Source organism: Paenibacillus thalictri (assembly GCF_004307995.1).
In the GTDB taxonomy this organism is placed as follows: Bacteria; Bacillota; Bacilli; order Paenibacillales; family NBRC-103111; genus Paenibacillus_AF; species Paenibacillus_AF thalictri.
In genome coordinates, this window is sequence record NZ_SIRE01000026.1 from 116,526 (window position 1) to 136,509 (window position 19,984).

At 53.0% G+C, this 19,984-nt stretch carries 14 protein-coding genes; 11 read left to right on the top strand and 3 right to left on the bottom strand.

Annotated features, from left to right (window positions below; all coding sequences use genetic code 11):
- Positions 1 to 47 precede the first annotated feature (47 nt).
- From EYB31_RS30650 to iolE, 10 genes are all read left to right on the top strand, one after another.
- On the top strand, positions 48 to 1,061 hold the full coding sequence (locus EYB31_RS30650) for a LacI family DNA-binding transcriptional regulator (protein WP_131017301.1): 1,014 nt from the start codon (positions 48 to 50) through the stop codon (positions 1,059 to 1,061).
- Between the two features lie 191 nt (positions 1,062 to 1,252).
- Entirely contained in the window at positions 1,253 to 2,692 is a 1,440-nt protein-coding gene (locus EYB31_RS30655; RefSeq protein ID WP_240763050.1) for an extracellular solute-binding protein, read from the top strand.
- 171 nt (positions 2,693 to 2,863) lie between these two features.
- The gene (locus EYB31_RS30660; RefSeq protein ID WP_240763052.1) at positions 2,864 to 3,700 is read left to right on the top strand and encodes an ABC transporter permease subunit; all 837 of its coding nucleotides are present in this window, start codon (positions 2,864 to 2,866) and stop codon (positions 3,698 to 3,700) included.
- 7 nt (positions 3,701 to 3,707) lie between these two features.
- Positions 3,708 to 4,577 carry a carbohydrate ABC transporter permease gene (locus tag EYB31_RS30665; protein ID WP_131017303.1) on the top strand — a complete coding sequence of 290 codons (870 nt, stop codon included), beginning with the start codon at positions 3,708 to 3,710 and terminating at the stop codon, positions 4,575 to 4,577.
- Between the two features lie 264 nt (positions 4,578 to 4,841).
- On the top strand, positions 4,842 to 6,131 hold the full coding sequence (locus EYB31_RS30670; protein ID WP_131017304.1) for a CehA/McbA family metallohydrolase: 1,290 nt from the start codon (positions 4,842 to 4,844) through the stop codon (positions 6,129 to 6,131).
- A gap of 157 nt (positions 6,132 to 6,288) precedes the next feature.
- On the top strand, positions 6,289 to 9,162 hold the full coding sequence (locus EYB31_RS30675; protein WP_131017305.1) for a DUF5054 domain-containing protein: 2,874 nt from the start codon (positions 6,289 to 6,291) through the stop codon (positions 9,160 to 9,162).
- Positions 9,163 to 9,443: 281 nt separating this feature from the next.
- Positions 9,444 to 10,454, top strand: a complete 1,011-nt coding sequence (locus EYB31_RS30680; protein WP_131017306.1) for a LacI family DNA-binding transcriptional regulator — start codon at positions 9,444 to 9,446, stop codon at positions 10,452 to 10,454.
- A gap of 129 nt (positions 10,455 to 10,583) precedes the next feature.
- Complete coding sequence (locus EYB31_RS30685; RefSeq protein WP_131017334.1) at positions 10,584 to 11,252, top strand: NPP1 family protein; 669 nt, start codon at positions 10,584 to 10,586, stop codon at positions 11,250 to 11,252.
- Between the two features lie 154 nt (positions 11,253 to 11,406).
- A complete protein-coding gene (gene iolD, locus EYB31_RS30690) occupies positions 11,407 to 13,269 on the top strand; it encodes a 3D-(3,5/4)-trihydroxycyclohexane-1,2-dione acylhydrolase (decyclizing) (RefSeq protein ID WP_131017307.1) in 1,863 nt (620 codons plus the stop codon).
- 37 nt (positions 13,270 to 13,306) lie between these two features.
- Positions 13,307 to 14,185 (top strand): myo-inosose-2 dehydratase, encoded by an 879-nt coding sequence (gene iolE / locus EYB31_RS30695; RefSeq protein ID WP_131017308.1) that lies wholly within the window; start codon positions 13,307 to 13,309, stop codon positions 14,183 to 14,185.
- A gap of 197 nt (positions 14,186 to 14,382) precedes the next feature.
- Here iolE and EYB31_RS30700 read toward each other — a convergent pair whose 3' ends face one another.
- Positions 14,383 to 15,261 (bottom strand): NAD-dependent epimerase/dehydratase family protein, encoded by an 879-nt coding sequence (locus EYB31_RS30700; protein WP_131017309.1) that lies wholly within the window; start codon positions 15,259 to 15,261, stop codon positions 14,383 to 14,385.
- A gap of 260 nt (positions 15,262 to 15,521) precedes the next feature.
- On the opposite strand from EYB31_RS30700, the gene EYB31_RS30705 reads away from it, so the two are divergent.
- Entirely contained in the window at positions 15,522 to 16,877 is a 1,356-nt protein-coding gene (locus EYB31_RS30705; RefSeq protein WP_131017310.1) for an aminotransferase-like domain-containing protein, read from the top strand.
- Positions 16,878 to 17,023: 146 nt separating this feature from the next.
- On the opposite strand, the gene EYB31_RS30710 is transcribed toward EYB31_RS30705, so the two are convergent.
- Both EYB31_RS30710 and EYB31_RS30715 read right to left on the bottom strand, forming a co-directional pair.
- A complete protein-coding gene (locus tag EYB31_RS30710) occupies positions 17,024 to 17,980 on the bottom strand; it encodes a catechol 2,3-dioxygenase (RefSeq protein ID WP_131017311.1) in 957 nt (318 codons plus the stop codon).
- Positions 17,981 to 18,179: 199 nt separating this feature from the next.
- Positions 18,180 to 19,928 carry a SulP family inorganic anion transporter gene (locus EYB31_RS30715; protein WP_131017312.1) on the bottom strand — a complete coding sequence of 583 codons (1,749 nt, stop codon included), beginning with the start codon at positions 19,926 to 19,928 and terminating at the stop codon, positions 18,180 to 18,182.
- Positions 19,929 to 19,984 lie beyond the last annotated feature (56 nt).

Genomic DNA, 19,984 nt, shown 5'->3' on the forward strand with positions numbered 1-19,984 from the left:
GTTAAACCGGTTTAATTGTGTTAGGACATGAGATAAGGGGGGAACATGTGGCTACCATTGACGATGTTGCCAAACATGCAGGTGTCTCCAAAGGGACGGTTTCCAGCGTGTTCAGCAAAAAAAGACCGATCAGCCAAGCCGTTACCGAACGTGTACTGTCGGTAGCCAGAGAGCTCGGGTATTATCCTAATCACGTAGCGAGAAGTCTGGCTATCAAGAAAACAATGATCGCCGGTTTGAAAATGCCGATCTCCAAAGACGGCGTGATGTCGCAATTTGAAATACAGATGATCAACGGGGTAATTAGGGAATGCTCCCGGCACGGATATCGCGTGCTGCTGGATACATTGCCTGAACATGACGATCCGCGGCAATTTTCAAGCGATCCGGTGGATGGGGTTATTATGCTGAACCCGCGCAAAAACGATGCCCGCATCGAAAGATACAGCCAAATGGGAATTCCCCTTGTGCTGGTAGGCAGACCCGACCCGATGGATCCGACGATCAGCTACGTGGACAACGACAATAAGTTAATGGCCTATCAAGTCGGCAATTATTTGCTGCAGCTGGGCCACCGTTCCGTATTGTTCCTGAACGCGTCGGCCGATATGACCGTTTCGGCAGATCGCCAAAGCGGCTTAACCGAAGCGTTTAACGAACAAGGGCTATCCATTCCTCCGGAAAATCTAGTCAACTTTTTGCGCAAGCTGCATGTAAGTGTTTCCGATTACGGCTATCATTCGTTAATGAACACTTACGGCAAATTGAACTATACGGCGGTTATCACCGACACGGACCGGGTTGCGCTTGGCGTGCTTCGTGCAGCACGGGAATTGGGGATCGACGTTCCTGGCGATTTATCGGTCATCGCATTAAGCAACGATGCGACGCTGGCGCAGGAGATGAGCCCCAAGCTGACTTCGGTGGAGCTTTCTGCGGAAGTCCTGGGCACGCAAGCGGCCAGTATACTGATTCAGAAAATGAACGATGCCTCCATTGTAAAACAACATGTAGTGGACGCAAAGCTGGTTTACCGCGAAACATGCAGATCGTTGCCGTAACTCCAGGTAATGCGCAAAACGGAATACTGCTAAACAGCAGTATAAAGGATATTTTGAAAACGCTTCATACATTTGCCGGTTTATTATCCCCATTCATTTCCGGCGATACGGCAATCGAACTTGCCCTTATTTAAAGCGGTTACAATACGTTGTGTAAATAAAAATTAAAAATAACTTAGGAGGGTATTTTGATGAGAATGAACAACACGAAACTTGTCGGTTCGGCGATGGCGTTGGCGCTGCTCGGCGGTACGTTGGCCGGCTGTTCCGGCGGTGGAGAAGCACCAAAAGCCGGGGAAGCTCCGAAAGCGGGCGAAGCCCCCAAAACCACGGAGAAAAAAGAAGACCGCGCTCTTCATATTATGGCGGGCGTAATCGGCGGTAAAACGCCGGAGGAAAATACGCTGTTCGAGAAGGAAATCGAACGTCTGACCGGCATTAAAACCAAACTCGACAAACCTGCTTCCGACTATGATCAGAAGCTGCTGGCAGCTATCGCTTCCGGTGAGAAATTCGACCTGCTGCAAGTCAGCAAGGAAAAAATGAACCTGTTTATCGAGCAGGGCATCTTAACCGATCTTTCCGCACAAGTGAAGGGCTCCAAGACACTTCAGGACCCTGACGTATTGCCCACGGACGAGTGGAATCAAGTAAAAACAAAAGACGGCAAAATTTACGGCGTATTCACCAAATATCAAGGCGGAACGATGCCGATCGTGCGCAACGACTGGTTAAAGAAGCTCAACCTGCAGGAGCCGAAAACGCTGGACGACTACTACAAGGTGTTGAAAGCTTTTACGGAACAAGATCCCGACGGCAACGGCAAAAAAGATACTTACGGTCTGAGCATCGCCGGTTCTTACGAGCTGCAAGGTTTCTTCAGCGCTGCGGGACTTAAGCAGCGGTACGTGGAGAAAGACGGCAAACTCGACGTGCCGTATTCGACGGATGCGGCGATTCCGGTGTACGAATGGCTGAACAAGTTGTACAAGGAAGGCATTCTTGATCCGAACTTCGCGACCAACGATACCGGCAAAATGCGCAATCTGTTCCTCGCCGATCGTGTCGGTATGATTACGTATTGGGATGCTTGGGTTGGGATGCTGAACAACACAAGAAAACAGCAAGATGCGAAAACGACTTTTGAAGCCAAAGGTTTGCCGGGCGCGGTTGGCCCTAACGGAAACTATATGCTGCGCCGGGGCGATCCGGACGTATGGGTAGTGCCTGTTAATGCGGAACATCCGAAAACCGCTTTTGAGTTTATCGAATGGTGGCACTCCAAAGACGGCATCGTGCTTGGCAGCATGGGCATTAAAGACAACGACTATACGGAAAAAGACGGCAAATATGAGCTGACCAAAGCCGGTCAAGAACACGCGATGGACCATGGCGTACCGTTCTGGTACAACAAAAAGTTCCCGAATCCGTTCGGACTTCTGCCGGGTGTAAAAGATGCCCAGGATCTGCTTGCCAAATACTCCTCCTTGGAGCTGACGCCTCCGAAATGGGCCGATGCCGAAAAAATCATCAACGAATATATGTTTAAAGCGATTCTTGGAGAAATGCCGGCAGCCGATGCCGTTCACAAAATGCGCGATCAACTGAAAGCTCAGAAGCTGATCGACTAAGCGGCCAATTGATGAACGAGGGAGTATGCGATTTTGATCCATACTCCCTCCTTCCTTCAATTTCGGGAAACGCGTACGTAGGTCACCTAAGCACATTTCGCGGGCTATTTAACACAAGGGTGGTGCAATGACTTGAAAGCCGTATGGAAATTTAGATCGCTTTATTTATTAATGCTGCCAATATTGGCATGGTTCTGCTTATTTTCGTATTATCCGATGGCTCGGGGCATCATCATCAGCTTTCAGGAGTACCGGCTGATCGGCAACAGGCCTTTTATCGGCTTTAAGAATTATATGACCGTGCTGAACGACAGCTCTTTTTGGGACGCCTTCACCAATACGTTTGTTATCGGCAGCGGCATTTTGGTTCTTGGTTTTGTCATGCCGATTGTGCTGGCGTTATCTTTAAACGAAGTGTTTCAGACCTGGTTCAAAAAGCTGGCGCAAACGATTGTATACATCCCGCACTTATTTTCCTGGATCGTCGTTGGCGGCATGTGGATCATGATGTTATCGCCCGATACCGGGATCGTCAATCAACTGCTGCATCTATTCGGCACGTCGAAACCAATTAATTTTATGACCGATTCCACATCGGCCCGATGGGTAATGATTTTATCATATGTGTGGAAAGACATGGGTTACTTCTGCATCCTTTATTTGGCTACCATTGTCTCAATCAACCCGGCTTTGTATGAGGCCGCGCGTATTGACGGGGCCAACCGCTGGGATATGGTCCGGTTTGTAACCGTGCCCCAATTGTTTAACACGATGAAAGTGGTCGTTATGCTGAACGTGCTGAATGTGCTGAAAATATTCGAGCAGGTCGTGGCGATGAGAAACGGCGCGGTCGCCAAAAAAGTGGACGTCCTGATGATGTACACGTACCAAAAAGGGATTCTCGAGTTCAAAATCGGCGTGGCCACGGCCGGCGGTTTTATACTGATTATTACTACGTTAATTATCGTTTTTGCGGTCCGATTAATTATTCGTTATGACGAGGGGTGAGCCGGTAATGGCGACTAAAAATCCGTATACCAGTTTAACGAGCCGGCTGTTTAATATCGTAAATATTGCTTTTCTGCTGCTGCTTGTAGCAACGATGCTGATTCCGCTTTTGAACACTTTTGCGCTTGCTTTCTCCACAAATTTCGATTCGATGCAGCCGGGTATCGTGCTATGGCCGAAAACGTTCAGCATCGAAGGATTCTCAACGGTATGGAACCGCATGCAGTTGTATTTGCCTTTTCAAAACAATGTATTTGTGACGCTGGTAGGCACGTTTACCCACGTATTATTCAGCTCGATCGCCGGTTATGTTCTGGTACAGCAGGGACTTCCGGGTAAAAAAATAATGATTTCGTTAATATTGCTAACGATGACTATTCCCCAAGAATCGATCATGATTCCTTTATATGTGGTTAATAAAGATTTGGGATTAATTAATAGTTTATGGGCCTTGGTCAATTATTCGCTTGTATCGGGATTTTCCGTACTGCTTATGCGCAACTTTTTTATGACGGTGCCGACTGAAATGGCCGAATCGGCGCGGATCGACGGAGCCGGCGATTTGCGGATCTTTTTTACGATGTATTTGCCGCTCGCCAAATCGGGTCTGGCTACCGTAGCGCTGTTCGAATTTGTAGGCCGCTGGAATCAGTTCACGCCTGCGTTGCTGTATATTAACGATCATGCGAAATATACGCTGCAGATTGCGCTTAAATCGCTCATTATCGATACGGACACCACCTCAAGCAATTTTCTGATTACGACCAATGTCAGGATGGCGGGCATCACGATCGCCCTGCTGCCGCTCATTATTATTTATCCGTACGTGCAAAAATATTTTGTTCAAGGCATCATGGTTGGTGCCAATAAGGAGTAGATTGCATGGAGCTCTGCATGGCGGATTGATCTTCGTGAATATTTATTCATGCTGGTGTATGGAGGGCAAGGGAATGGTATGGAAAGTTTACGTCCGCCTTGAAAACCGTGTTTTTACCGCAAGGTAAATTTAAGAAAAACACGGTTTTCACGAGCGGTGGAATGCCATCCCTTTCCCGCAATAACCGCACCATGAATAACTATTCACAGACTTGCTTCCGTCCAGCAGACTCCAAGACCCAGAAAAAAAAGGAGCTGGATTGCCATGAAGCAAACGGAAAGACGGAAGTCCGTTTCGGTTTATACACGCCGCATCGAAGCGGCCGAGCAAAGCGCTTATTTGGAAGTGCCTTTTGACATGCCCGAAGGCGTGGAAGAAATTCATGTTTCCTATGCGGTCGAATCGCACGGGGAACCGCGGGCGGTCATCGATCTGGGCGTTCGCGACGGAAAACGTCTGCGCGGTTGGAGCGGCGGCGCGCGCAGCGAATTTCGCATCGGCGAAGAGAAGGCTACACCGGGTTATCTCGCGGGAGAACTGGCTCCGGGCGGCTGGGCCGTCGTGCACAATGCGTACAAAGTGCCTCAAGAGGGATGCACCGTTACCGTTACAGTGGAGTTCGCATACAAGACGCCGCGCTGGCTGAAAGGCGATCTTCATACGCACACCGTAAACAGCGACGGTTCCTTTACGTTGGAGGAGAACGCCGCAATCATGGAGCAGCTCGGCTGCGATTTTATCGCGATGACCGATCACAATACGATTAGCCAAAACTATACGTACCCGCGCGGCACCAGTGTGGTGATGATCCCGGGTATGGAGTTTACGACGAATTTCGGGCACAGCAATTTTCTTGGCGTTGCCGATCCTTGCGACGATTTCCGGGTCAAGGACCGGGAAGACGTAAACGAGCGTATTCGTGTTGCCCGGGAACGCGGCGCGAAAATTGTGCTGAACCATCCGCACTGCGACTATTGCCCGTGGGAATGGGGATTTAACGTCGATCACGATTGGGTGGAAGTTTGGAACGGGCCCTTCAGTGAACGCAACCAGAGGACCTTGGACTGGTGGCAAGATCAGCTTGCCGCTGGACGCAGGCTTGTAGCTATCGGCGGCAGCGATACGCACCGCCCTGATCCTTATGTCAAACATGCGATGCCGTGTACGTGGGTGTACGCCGACGCCAAGACGGCGGATGGGATTTTGCAAGGCATCGGCAAAGGGCATGTGCATATTTCTTACGGCCCGGAGGGCCCGTTTGCCGAGTTAACCTGCGGCTCCTACATGACCGGCGATGCCGTTCCTTCCGAGGCCTCCGAAGGAGCCGAACTTCAAGCGTATATCGAGCAGCTGATTGAAGGGGATGAAATCCGGCTGATTAGCGAGCGTGGCGTCGAGCAGGAGATAACGGCCAGGACCGGCGGCTCTTACGCGTTTTCGGCGGATACGGCCGGACGTACATTCTACAGGGTGGAAATATGGCGTCATTTCGCCGAATACGGCGGGCAAAAGCTGTTAGCCGCGCTGACAAATCCGATTTATTTTGCACGATAAGGAAAGCAACTGTTCGGGCGAGCGCTAGGAGTCAGTCCGACGGATTGGTTTTTGGGAATATTAATAAATATTCACGAATTTGCTTTCGTCGGACAGACTCCCAAGCCGATCGAAAGTGCATCCAGATGAAGGAAATTAGGAGATTGGAGATATAGTCATGAGCGAACCGTTGCAAAAAATTTTCGTCGTATTCAAAACACATTTCGATATCGGTTTTACCGGCTGGGTGTCGGACGTGGTGCAGCGGTACAGAACGGAAATGTTGAAGGATGTCATCGACATCTGCGAGCAAACAAAGCAAAACCCGGAGCATGAAAAATACGTGTGGACGATGTCCGCATGGCCGCTGCTGCAGTCGCTGGAAGGTGGCGGCGAAGAGGACCGGAATAAGGCGCTGGATTTCATAAAGGACGGCCAGCTGATTTGGCACAAGCTGCCGTATACGACGCATACCGAGTTTTGCGGGCTGGAGGAATGGATTCGCGGCATGTATGTGTCCAAGGGTCTCACCGACAAGTTCGGCTACGATCCGATTGACGCCAAAATGACCGATGTGCCGGGGCACACATGGATTGTCCCTTCGCTGCTGAAAAAAGCGGGAGTGAAAATATTGCACCTTGGCTGCAATCCGGCTTCAACGCCGCCGGATGTTCCGCCGGTATTTTATTGGGAAGGTCCGGACGGGGAGCGGCTGCTTACGTTTTACTCCAAGGGTTCGTATGGCACGGGCATTTTGCCGCCGGAAGACTGGCGTCATCCCGTGTGGCTGGCGATGATTCAAACGAGCGACAACCACGGGCCGCATGACGCTTCGGTTATCGATGAGATGAAAGCGTCGATTGCGGCGTCAGGTTTGAACGCTGAGCTGCATATCGGCAGCTTGGGCGATTTTGCTGAAGCGCTGCTGGCGACAAATCCGGAGCTGCCCGTCATTCGCGGCGATATGGCCGATTCGTGGATCCACGGCGTCGGCACGGCGCCACGCGAGGTTTCGCGCGTTCGTGAGCTGCGCAGCCGCATTGCCGCTGTGGAAAGCGCGCTTGCTTTAAGCGTGATCTCAGGCGAACAACGCGATATTCGGGCGGCCAAGCAAAACATCGACGCCAGCTATGAGCATTCTCTGTTGTTCGGCGAGCATACGTGGGGGATGGACTGCAAGACGTTCTTGTTCCCGCGCACTTACGACAAAACCTCGTTTCAGCAAGACAAAAGCAGCGAAAGATATATGCAGATGGAGCATTCGTGGCAGGAGCAGCGCGATTACTTGGACAAAGCGGAGGCGTATCTGGAGGAAGCGGCCCGGTTGCTCGGCGGCGCACCGGACACTGGCGAGACGGCCGGAGCTCTTGCGGGAGGCGAGGCCGCCGCAGCCGCGGAGGCCGAAGCGACAGCTGTGGCGTCTTCCGGTGCTCACGGCGGCGCTGTGGACGCAGCTGAGGCCCAGGCATCCGTGGCTGCACGGCTGGCGGGCGCAGATGCCGCAGCCGCGGCCCCGGAGATCGCTGCGGGTAACGCGGAGACGGCTTCGGGCCTCACAGCTGCGGTTGCAAAAGGCGCCGGTGCCGGCAAACGGCTGCTCGTGCACAATGTTTTGGGCTGGGCACGCGATGCCGAAGTGCTGATCGAAGCCGCGCATCTGCCGCGGCCGGGCGAGGTGCTTGCCGATGCAGTAAGCGGCGAAGCGCTGCAACTGATTCCTTGCGAGCTAGGAGCTCATGCGATGGTCCGTGGCGTGCCTGCTCTCGGTTATAAAACGCTTATTTATACCTCAGCGAATCCGGCAGCGCCGTCTCCCGTCATCGGGCAGACTGCTGCAAACGGCTCGCTGCGCGGATATATGACGGATACGGAAGCCGTTCTGGAAAACGAATATTTGATCGTTAAGGTAGACCGCATGAGCGGGCTGCTCAGTAGCTTGTTCGACAAGCGGCTGAACAAGGAATGGGTCGAACGGCAAAGCGACTACGGCTTCGGCCAATTCCAATACGACATTTACTCCAACGAGGAGATCACCCGGTACATTAAAAAGTACGCTTACCGCTACTATGACTGGGGGGTCCACGACTACGGCAAAACGGGATATCCCGAAGAGCAGAAGCGCCTTTCGTTTGGCACCCGGCTGACCGGCATTCGCTTTGAGCAGGACGGCCGCGGCGTGCGCATCGAATGCGAAGCGGCGACCTCGGACGCCTCGACAACCGAATACGGCAATGCGAGCGGAGTTGCATGGTCCGTTACCCTAGGAGCGGAAGCATATGTCGATCTCGAGCTGCGCCTGATTGGCAAAGAAGAGACACCGAAGGCCGAATCGGGCAGCATCGTATTTCCGCTTAAGCTGGAGCGTCCTCAATATCGCATCAACAAGCTTGGTTCGGTGGTTGACCCGTGCACTGATCTGATCCCTTCCTCCAGCACGCTGTTGAACTGCTGTGAGCAATTCGTCGATATTTCCAACGGCTTCGCCGGACTGGCGGTGATTCCGCTGGATACGCCGCTGTTTTTTATCGGCAAAAACGGCATGTGGGACTTCGAGCACAATTACAAACCCGAGAAACCGGAGCTGCATTTTAACTTGTTCAATAACTGGTGGGGGACGAATTTCCCGCAGTGGCTCGGCGGCGATTTGCGCTACCGGTTCCGGCTTGTGCCGCATGAAGGCGATTGGGTGCAAGGCGATGTGTGGAAAACGGCGCATGAAACGATGGCACCGGCTGCGGTGATTCCCGCATACGGAAATGGAGCGCAGGAAGCGGGAGCAGAGCTGCTGCCCAAGGGGCTTGACGGCATGGCGGTGACCGCTTTAAAGCCGGCGGAAGACGGCGACGGCATTATCTTGCGTTTGCGGGAATGCATCGGCGAAAAGCGGGACATCGCCGTCCATCTTCCCGCGCATGTGCGCAGTGTGACCGCAACCGATTTGCTGGAACGGGATACGCTGGAATTGGACACGACGGTGGAGAGCGGCAGCGGCATTACATCCGTCAGCTTCCGCACCCGTCCGTTCGAGGTGCATACGCTGAGGATTCGTTAAGACCGCCAAACAAATCGAGTTATAGCACCACGCGCCTTGTGTTCGATCGATGATCGTGCGAGGTGCCGGGGTGCGAGAAAGCCATTACGTGTTTGCCGGCCGTACGGTGCAATGGTGCGCAATATCGAGGCAAGGGCCCTCGTTTGTGAAGCCGCTCATCGCCGGAAGCTGCCCATGGAATCGCCTCCGGCGGCCTGGAACCGGATTTATTTACAGAACGGCAGTCCTTATCGTATGATAGAATCTATAAAGATGTAAGTGATGCTCGAAAGGAGCAGTAAATGAAACCGACTATCTACGATGTAGCCCAGGCCGCCGGGGTTTCCATCGCGACCGTATCCAAGGTAATCAACGGCACGGGCAGAATCAGCGATAAAACGAGAAAACACGTACTTATCATCATGGATCAGCTGAAATATCAGCCAAGCATGGTGGCCTCGGCTTTAACGGGTAAAAGCACCTTCACGATCGGGCTGACGCTGCCGGATTTGGCTAACCCGTTTTTTGCGGAAATTGCCCGCGCCGTTGAAGACCGCTGCCACGAATTCGGGTTTAACGTATTTATTTGCAGCACCGATAACGATCCGGATAAAGAGGTCAAATATTTCTCGCTTTTAACGCAAAAGCGCGTGGACGGCATTATCGTCGCAACCCGCATTCAGAACGATCAATTTTTAAAAAAGCTGATTCAGCAAAATGTTCCCATCGCGCTGATCACCAACGAAATGCCAACGCTGGCGGTCGATACGGTCATGGTCGACGATTTTCTCGGCGGCTACCAGGCAGGCAGCCATTTGGCTGAGCTAGGACACCGGCGCATCGCCATCCTCAAGGAAGATACGGATACCAAAAGCAACCGGGAACGGATTCATGGCTGCCAGCAAGCTATGATAGCTGCCGGCATCGAACCCGATGAACGCCTTCTGTCGATCGGCGGCTTCACGGTGCAAAGCGGCAAGGAAGCGATGACCGAATTGCTTAAGCTGGACAACCCTCCCACCGCCGTCTTCGCTTGCAACGATCTGCTGGCGATCGGAGCCATTCAAGCTGCCCGCGAGCAGGGTCTTCAGCTTCCGGCGGATTTGTCAGTGGTTGGCTTCGACAATACGATTCTCGCGACCATTATCGATCCTCCGCTGACGACGATCGGGCAGCCGATTCAAGAAATCGGACGTCAAGCCGTCGAACTGCTTGTCCAAGAGATCAAGGGTGAGAAAACGCTTAAGCAAAGAGTGGTTTTGCTGCCCGAACTTGTGATCCGCAGTTCGTCGCTGGCATACCAAAACGTATAACAGCAAGCGGTATCGTTTAAGTGAGACGTTGTTTAAGCAGCTTCATAGCGCAATCAAGAACCTGGCGGCGACCTTTTTCCGTCAGGTTTTTCTTAACCTATACCGAGAAGGAGTCTGGTTTCAGTGAACATGAACGATTTGGAATTAGCAAGCAACTATGCGCCGTATATTTATTTTGACAGCAAGGAGCCGTTTTTTCCGGTGAAGGTGGGGGTTACCGTATTTAACAAGGCCGGCCGGTCGGGTTCGTTCCCGCGCGCATTCGAATTTGAAGACCCGCGGGTCAAACATGTGATCGAATACGCTATTTATTGGGATTACGATATTCAGCATTTGTACGAAATGGAGCATGTCTGGGTATATGTCGGGCATCAGGGGGAAGTTGTCGATGCGGAGGCCAGCTTTCACGGCAAATATTTAAAGAGCCTGCTGAAGGACCGCAGCAACATCGAAGACGAAACACACGTCAAGTTGTATTCGCAGCCGGGCAAACATGCGTTTTCTCCGCTGACCGAGCTGTTCGAGCTGCTCCCGGATTTGCGTCTGGCCACAAATGAACGGGCAGGCAACGCCGGCTTGATTATCACGGATATTTATAAAGGGGTTTATTCCACGAGTGAAGAAATCAACCGCATGGTAGAACAGTATTTGCAAACATTCCGGTTCATTCCGTCAATGGAATTTGTCAAATATACGATCCCCGCCGATTTGTATGTGCCATGGGATGAACTGTACAAACAAGTTCCGCAGCGGATCGAGGATAGATTAGCCGAAATCAAATCGATAGAAATGCATTGACAACCGGGCAGCTTCGGTTATAATTTTTAGTAGTGGGTTAAGCGCTTAATCACCTTTCGCTCCCGGTTTTAACGCGAGTATGCATGAACCGTTGAGGAAAGAAATACATTATGCTTGGGTGAAGCGCTTAAATTGAAAAATGGAGGAACGGCATATGAAAACAGTTAGGCTGACTATGGCTCAGGCGTTGCTGCGTTTCTTAAACAATCAGTATGTCGAAATTGACGGAGTAGAGCACAAATTTTGCAAAGGCGTGATGGGCATTTTCGGGCACGGCAACGTTACGGGGCTCGGACAGGCGCTGGAGCAATACAAAGACGAGATCACCTTTATCCAGGGGAAAAACGAGCAAGGCATGGCCCATGCCGCAATCGCTTTCGCCAAGCAAAAAAACAGGCTGGAGATGTTTGCCTGCACCTCGTCGATTGGACCGGGAGCGCTGAATATGGTGACGGCGGCCGGCGTTGCTTCGGTTAACCGCATACCTCTGCTGCTGCTGCCGGGCGATATATTTGCCAGCCGCCAGCCGGATCCCGTGTTGCAGCAGGTGGAATATCCGCTTGATTATACGATGACGGCCAATGACGCTTTTAAGCCGGTCAGCAAATATTGGGACCGCATCAACCGTCCGGAGCAATTGATGACGGCCGCTATCAACGCGTTAAGAGTGCTGACCGATCCGGCGGAAACGGGCGCAGTTACCTTGTGTCTGCCGCAGGATGTGCAATGCGAAGCTTACGATTATCCGGAAGCCTTCTTTGCCAAGCGGGTGCATCATATTGACCGTAAACCGGTTGCTACGGCGGCATTGGCACGGGCTGCCAAGCTGATTGAAAGCAAGAAACGCCCGGTGATTATCGCAGGCGGCGGCGTGCATTACTCGCTCGCGACGGAAGAACTTCGCCAGTTTGCGGAGGCTTTCAACATCCCTGTGACCGAAACGCAGGCCGGCAAAAGCGCAATCTCATGGGAACACCCGCTCAGCTTTGGCGGCGTTGGCGTAACAGGCACGCTTGGTGCTAACCGTCTAGCCGCGGAAGCCGATTTGATCATTTCCGTCGGTTCGAGGCTGCAAGATTTCTCGACGGCGTCGAAGACGGCGTTTGCGGCGCATGCGGAATTTTTAAATATTAACGTAAGTGGCTTGGACGCTCATAAATTGGATGCGGCTTATGTAACGGCCGATGCTAAGGAAGCTTTGCAAGCGCTTGGCGCGCAGCTGAAGGCGGCGGGTTACCGTTCCTCTTATTCGGCAGAAGAATTAAGCGCTCTCAAAAAGCAGTGGGACAACGAAGTCGACCGCCTGTACGCGCTGGAGAGCCCGGACGGCTTGACGCAAACGAAGGTGCTTGGCACGATCAACGGATTTATCGGCGAACAAGACGTCATCGTTTGCGCGGCGGGCAGCTTGCCCGGCGACCTGCATCGTGTATGGCGGGTGACGCAGCCGAAGACGTACCATATGGAATACGGTTTTTCCTGTATGGGATATGAAGTCTCCGGCGCGTTTGGCGTGAAGCTGGCCGAACCGCAAGGCGAAGTATATGCCATTGTCGGAGACGGCAGCTACTTGATGCTCCACTCGGAGCTGGTAACCAGCTTGCAGGAAGGCCGGAAAATCACGGTGCTGCTGCTCGACAACAACGGTTACCAGTGTATTCATAACTTGCAAAGAGGCCACGGCAGCGGCAGCTTCGGCAACGAGTTCCGCACCCGGTCGGCGGAAACAGGTCAACTCAGCGGCGGATATTTGCCAATCGACTTTGCCGCGCATGCCCGCAGTATGGGCGCCAAGTCGTACAGCGTACGCAACGCGCAGGAGCTGGAAGCGGCGCTGCAGGCGGCTAAAGCGGAAACGGTCACCACACTGATCGATATCAAGGTGCTTCCCGGCACAAACACCGACGGCTACGAGTCGTGGTGGCATGTCGGCGTCGCCGAAGTATCCGAATCGGAGAAGGTGCAAAGCTCGTACGAGCAGCTGCAAAGCAAGCTGAGCGGCGCGAAAAAGTGGTAATGTTGTTTCACCAAACTTTAAGGAGGTCTCTTACCCCATGAATGTGAAATACGGTATATCCGCAATCAACTGGGTCAACGAAGATATTATGGAATTGGGAGATCATTATACGGCCGAGCAGGTGCTTGGCGACATGTCCGGTCTTGGCTTTGCGGGTACCGAGTTTTGCCGCAAGTTTCCGCGCGACGTGGAGCAGCTGAAAAAACTGATGGCCGGCTTTAATATGGAGCTGACCTCGCAATGGAAATCGGTACATTTCAGCGACCCGTCCCGCCGCGAAGAGGAATTGCAGGCATTCCGCGAGCATGCCGACTTTTTGAAGGCGATGGGCGCCAAATACGTTGTGACCTGCGAAACCGGCAATTCGTTTGAAGATTTGACGCAAAACTCGGTTACCGTGGAGCCGCTGACAGACGAGCAGTGGAAGCATCTGGCGGAGGGGTTAAACGAGGCTGGACGTTACTGCCGGGACAACGGCATGCAGCTTGTGTATCATTACCATGGAGAAACGGTTGTCGAAAGCGGCGAGGAAATCGCCCGCTTGATGGAAATAACCGATCCCGAGCTTGTTCATATGCTGTATGACACGGGCCATGCTTATTTCGGAGGCAGCGACCCGCTGCATGTTTTGAAGACGTATTACGACCGGATTAAATATATCCATCTCAAGGATATCCGCCAGGACGTGCTGGATTGGAAACGCGAGAACAACGTCCGCTTCCGCGAAGCGGTGCGCAAAGGCGTATTTACCGTACCGGGCGACGGCTGCATCGATTTTGCCCCGATTTTTGCCGAGCTGAAGGCGCGTGGATATGAAGGCTGGATGATCGTTGAAGCGGAGCAGGATCCGTCCATCGCCGATCCGGTGGTATACGCGGCCAAAACAAGAGAGTACATCGCCAAAGTAGGCGGTTAATCGGCATAGCGGCATAATACAGGAAAAGCCTATCCCGGCTCATCAACGAGCGGGATAGGCTTTTTTGTCTAATCATATAGTATTCGGGTACAATTGGCGCTCGTATGCATGATTCGCTCATGCAGCTTTCACTTTTTCAGTGGCCTCCAGCTCTTGGGACTGGCCTTATTTCGATTCGCCGCATCGTGCGATCCGGATCAGCCACGCGGGTCTTGCGATGAACCGGAACCAAGCGCGAGGCGAAAGCCGTCCCGCCACGAGGCATAACGCGGCTTCCAGCCGTGCTGCAGCGCTTTGCCGTTCAGCGCACCGCGCTCCCAGGCCGCGTGTCCCGGCTGAACGCCCGGGGCCGGGGCGCCTAGAGCGTCCGCGTAGACCGGCAGCCACTTGGTGCCGGCAGCCGGCTCGCCGTCGACGATATTGTAGCAGCCGGAAGGCCATTGCAGCGCAAGTACGGCGGCACGGGCGGCGTCATCGATATGCACGAAAGAACTGACCCCGTCCGTCGCCGGCAGGAGCCCCTGACGTACCTGCTCGGCCATATAGCCGCCCGGGGCATACCACGTTCCGTATCCGTAGAACAGGCCGTAACGAAGGATGATATAATTCGGCATGTCCGCGACAGCAGTCTCCAGCGCATGGACGCCTTCGATCGTCGTATTCCGCGGCGGAGGGGCGTCCAGATCAAGCGGACAGTCTTCCGCAGCCGGTCCTTCCCCCGGCGCATAAGCCCAGGAGATACTCTGGGCGATCATTTTACCGACGCCCGCCGCTAGAGCCGCGTCGACAAGATTGCGTGTCCCTTCCTTGCGAATTCGGGTATTGTCGGCAAAGCTTCTTGTGCTTAAAGAGGTGAGCTGGTGTATCACTACATCCGGTTTTGTTTCCCTGAGGGCGGCGAATACAGCTTCTCGGTCCAAGACATCCAGGAGAGCGGACTGAACACCTTTTTCCTTTAGTTTGAGAGCTTGATCCGGGTTTCGTGTAAATCCGACGACTTCATGTCCGGCTTGGACAAGCATGGGGAGGAGCATCTGTCCGATGACTCCGCTCGCTCCTGCAACGGCAATTTTCATTTCAATCAAACCTCCATGACAGGAATAGGTTTTCTTATTCGGGAATGAACTCCCAAGACACCGCCGATGGTGAGCGCGTATAATAAAGCAAGCACATAAAGAGTCTGCCGATTCGCTAATCGCACCGCCTTCTTGCATCTGGTCTTAGCCGGCCGGCTTTAAACTCAAGTATGAGGGACAAACGATCGGTATTCAAACCATTTTTAAGTAAATTGTACCGGTACAATTCGAAATAACAAGTCGCAGAATGGGGGATGAACGTGAGAAAATATGAGGAACTGATGCGTGAGATCGAGAGACGAATGGAAGACGGGACGATTCGCGGCGGACAAAGATTGCCTTCCATTCGCGACATGTCCGAACGTTTTGCCTGCAGCAAAAGCACCGTGATCCGTGCTTTTGCGGAATTGGAGAAACGCCATCTTGTCTACACCGTCCCGCAGAGCGGCTATTACGCGGTTGTGCAAAAGCCCGAAACGGAGCGGAACCAGGACCGGGCATTGTTCGATTTTTCGGCCCCTTCTCCCGATCCGGAACATTTTCCTTATACGGATTTTCAGCACTGCCTGAATAAAGCGATCGATATGTATCGAAGCGACTTGTTTGCCTACGGCCTGTCGCAGGGTCTTCCTTCGCTGCAGCATGTTCTGAGCAAACACCTGAACGGCCGTCAGGTGTTTGTCCGTCCGGAGCGGATCACGGTCACTTCGGGCATGCAGCAGGCGCTGGCGATCTTGTCCGAGCTGCCGTTTCCGAACGGAAAACGTACGGTGCTGTTGGAGCAGCCGAGTTACCATCTGCTGATCCGGCTGTTGGAAACAAAGGGCATTCCGGTTAGGGGCATCAACAGGTCGGAGCAGGGCATCGACTTGGACAGGCTGGAGCAATTGTTTCGAACCGGAGACATCAAGTTGTTCTATACGATGCCGCGGTTTCATAATCCGCTTGGCACGTCATACCCGGAAACGGTCAAAAAGGCGATCGCCGGGCTTGCCGAGCGCTATGGAGTCTACGTGATGGAGGACGATTATTTGGCGGACCTGGAAACCGATCCGAAGTCGGATCCGATTTATGCGTACGCCCCTTCGCATGTCATTTATTTGAACAGCTTCTCGAAGCTGTTGTTCCCCGGCTTACGGATCGGCGCGGTGGTTCTTCCGCCGGAACTTCAGGACACGTTTGGCTTATACAAGCAGCTTGCCGATCTTGACAGCCCGATGCTGTCGCAAGCCGCGCTGGAAATCTACATGCAGAACGGGATGTTCGAGCGGCGCAAACAGCAGTTGGTCGCGTCGTACCACGACCGGATGCTTCGGTTGAACCGGGCGCTGCACGCCTTCAACGACACGGGTTTCGCGCATCATGCATCCGTACAGAGCGGCGCGCATACCCATATCGCTTTCACGGAACCACTCCATATCCCTACGCTGCTGAATCGGCTGCGCCGAAAAAACGTCGTGCTGAGGGAGCTCGACTCATTTTTCTTGTGCGGCTTCGAGAAGCGGCCTCTGCTCAAACTGAGCATCGCTAGAGTGGGTGAAGACCGGATCGAGGAAGGGGTCTGGATCCTGATGGACGAAATCAAGCGGATGAAACGGACGATAGGACGTTCATAACACGCCATTTTGAGATCAAGGCGCCCGGCGGTGGCCGGTCATGATGCATATTCATTATTTATTCTGCAAAAATAATAAAGCCCCACTCTCTAAAGAGAACGGAGCTTCAAAATGTGCAGCGATTTTACGGCCATTCCCGGGATTCGTTATTCGATGACCGGCGTTCCATAGGAATGGAAGCTTGCAACCGTCTTATTCCCCCACGCTTGACCGCGTGCCCTCTCCGCTTCCGTCCATGTAATCGGCTTCCAATCCGGAGCAAGCACCAGATAACCCCCCGAGCAGATTTCGATCCGATTGCCGCCCGGTTCGTACACGTATACGAAATAAGTTTGATTAATGGCATGTTTGCTGGGCGCAAACTCGATGAACACATTGTGGTCCACAAACAAATCGGCCGCGCGCCATATGCCTTCGTTTGTGTCGACGGCAAACGCGATATGGTGAAGCCGTCCGTGTCCCCCTTTATGGTCCTGAGTGTATACGACATCGTAAGATTTGTTGGTCGCGCGGTACCATACGCCCGGTCTTTCACCGTTATCAAGCCTGATTTGCTCGGTTAACTGCAGCCCCAGCTTCTGTTCCATAAAGTCCCCGTCCGTCGCGGCATGCGAGGATAAATAATTGACATGATCAAGATGTTTGACGGCGACGCCGTGGCCGGTAAATTTTTGCGGCTGATTTTTGAGAGTGGGGCGCAGGTGCTCCGGAGCTTGGTAATATTCCGATTCAAAATACAATTCCATCAAATGCCCGTCCGGACCGCGAAACCGGTACGCTTTGCCATGACCCCAATCGCCGTCGTGCCAACCGATGCCAAGGCCGGTTTCCGCGATGGCCGCGGCTCTCCGATCCAGAGCTTGGGGGCTCATGGTCCGCAAGGCGGTGTGGCCGACCCCGGGCTCAGCGGATTCGGTCAAAATCAGCGAATACTGCTCATAATCCCCCCAGCAGCGCAAATAAACCGATTGGCCTTTTCTGGCAACCTCCTGCATGCCTAAAATATCTTTGAAAAAAGCTAAGCTTTCATCCGGTTTTGGGGTCAGCAGTTCCAGGTGTCCCAAATGTGCGATATCTCTAATAGGCTCAATAAATGAAGACATTGTATCAGCTCCTTGTTTCTCAATATTGTTGAACAATTTATTATGTAGTTCAAATTATAAAAGCTGCTGTAACCGCTGTCAATCGCCGTGTTCCGGTATAAGGAAAAGTGAATGATATGAAAAACAAACTAAAAACACAAAAAAACCCCCAAATGAATATGAAACAAGGGGAGTTTTTGTGTTCAGCGTTCCATTGGAATTATCTTGCCGCGCTTCGCCCGAGCCCGTTCTCTTGGACCGGCGGTGAGGCCAGCGCCGCGCATTCGCGAAACGCATAATGACTGCATCCTCTACACCTGTCAAGATCAAGCCGGTTCATTGCGTAACCGATCGCTTCGCCGGTGTGATCGAAAAACGACTCGGCTCCGAGCTTTTGCACAAATCCGGATTTCTCCAAATAAGCGCGGGGCTGGGGTTGTATGCCGGAAATCAGCACTGCGGCGCCATCCAGGGCGATGCGCTCCACGATATTGCTTAAGATGGCCTCGCCGGTTGCGTCGATAAAGGGGACTTTCCCCATACGCAGCACAATCGTTTTTGGCCGTGAGCGCATCGTTTCCAATATCCGTGATTCGATCAAATCGGGAGCGCCGAAAAATAACGGTCCTTCCATCGTAAAAATGCCGATCTGCGGGCAATCATGGCCTTCTTTTACCGTGTGGGCTCGCACTTTTTCAGTTCTCGTCCCCCGCTCGGGCAGCACTTTGGACACGGTTACGATTTCGCTCATTCGTTTTACAAAAATGATAACGGATAAAGCCAAGCCAACTTCCACCGCGGTCGTCAAATTCGTCAGCACCGTCAGCAGGAACGTAATGACAAGCACCAGCGAGTCGGCGGACTTTGTTTGTAGAATATGTTTAAAATGCTTGCGTTCGCTCATATTCCAGGCTACCACCATCAGGATCGGAGCCATCCCGGCCAGCGGGATGGCGGAGGCGTAACGCGCGAACAATACAAGCACAAGCAGCACGACAGCGCCATGGATTATGCCGGAGAACGGCGACGCGGCGCCCGTTCGAATATTTGTCGCCGTGCGCGCAATCGCTCCCGTAGCGGGAATGCCGCCGAACAGCGGGGTGACGACGTTGGCGATCCCCTGGCCGATCAGCTCTTTGTTGCTGTTATGTTTGGTGCCGGACATGCCGTCGGCTACCACGGCGGACAGCAGCGATTCGATGCCGCCGAGCATGGCGATGACAAGGGCCGGCTGCAGCAGCTGGGTGATTTTGTCCCAGGAAATATGCGGCAGAGCAAACGCCGGCAGCGTGCTCGGGATATCGCCGTAAGCTGATCCGATCGTCGCCACTTTACCGTCGAAAAATACCGCCGCTACGATGCTGGAAAGCAGCAGCCCGATCAACGAAGCGGGAATTTTCGGCCATATTTTGGGCAGCGTTAAAAGCACGGCAAGACTCGTCAGTGCCGTGGCGATGCTGTACACGTTCAGCGAAGAGAGATGGGTTGCGATCTCCTTCATGTTGGAAAGGAAGTCCTCGTGGCTTTTTAACCCTTGCAATCCTAAAAAGTTGGCGATTTGCCCGGAAAATATTATGACGGCGATACCGGCGGTAAAACCGATCGTAACCGGGCGCGGAATAAAGCGGATCAGCACGCCTAACCTGAATACGCCCATAAGCACAAGCAAGATCCCGGCCATCATGCCGGCGATCAGCAGATTCTCGTACCCGTATTGGAGTACGACACCCAGAAGGATGGGAATAAATGCGCCGGTCGGTCCGCCGATTTGGAATTTCGAGCCGCCAAGCAAAGAAATGAGAATGCCCGCTACTATCGTCGTATAAATACCGAACTGCGGTTTTACCCCGGAAGCGATGGCAAACGCCATTGCCAGCGGAATAGCTACAATGCCTACAATGAGTCCGGAAACGAGATCTCTGCGTAGTGCGCTTACCGTGTAGCCGGCAAATCTTCCGTGCCATCTCATAAGTAACCCTTCTTCTTATAAATATTTGATTATTTGAATATATGCAAATAATAAAC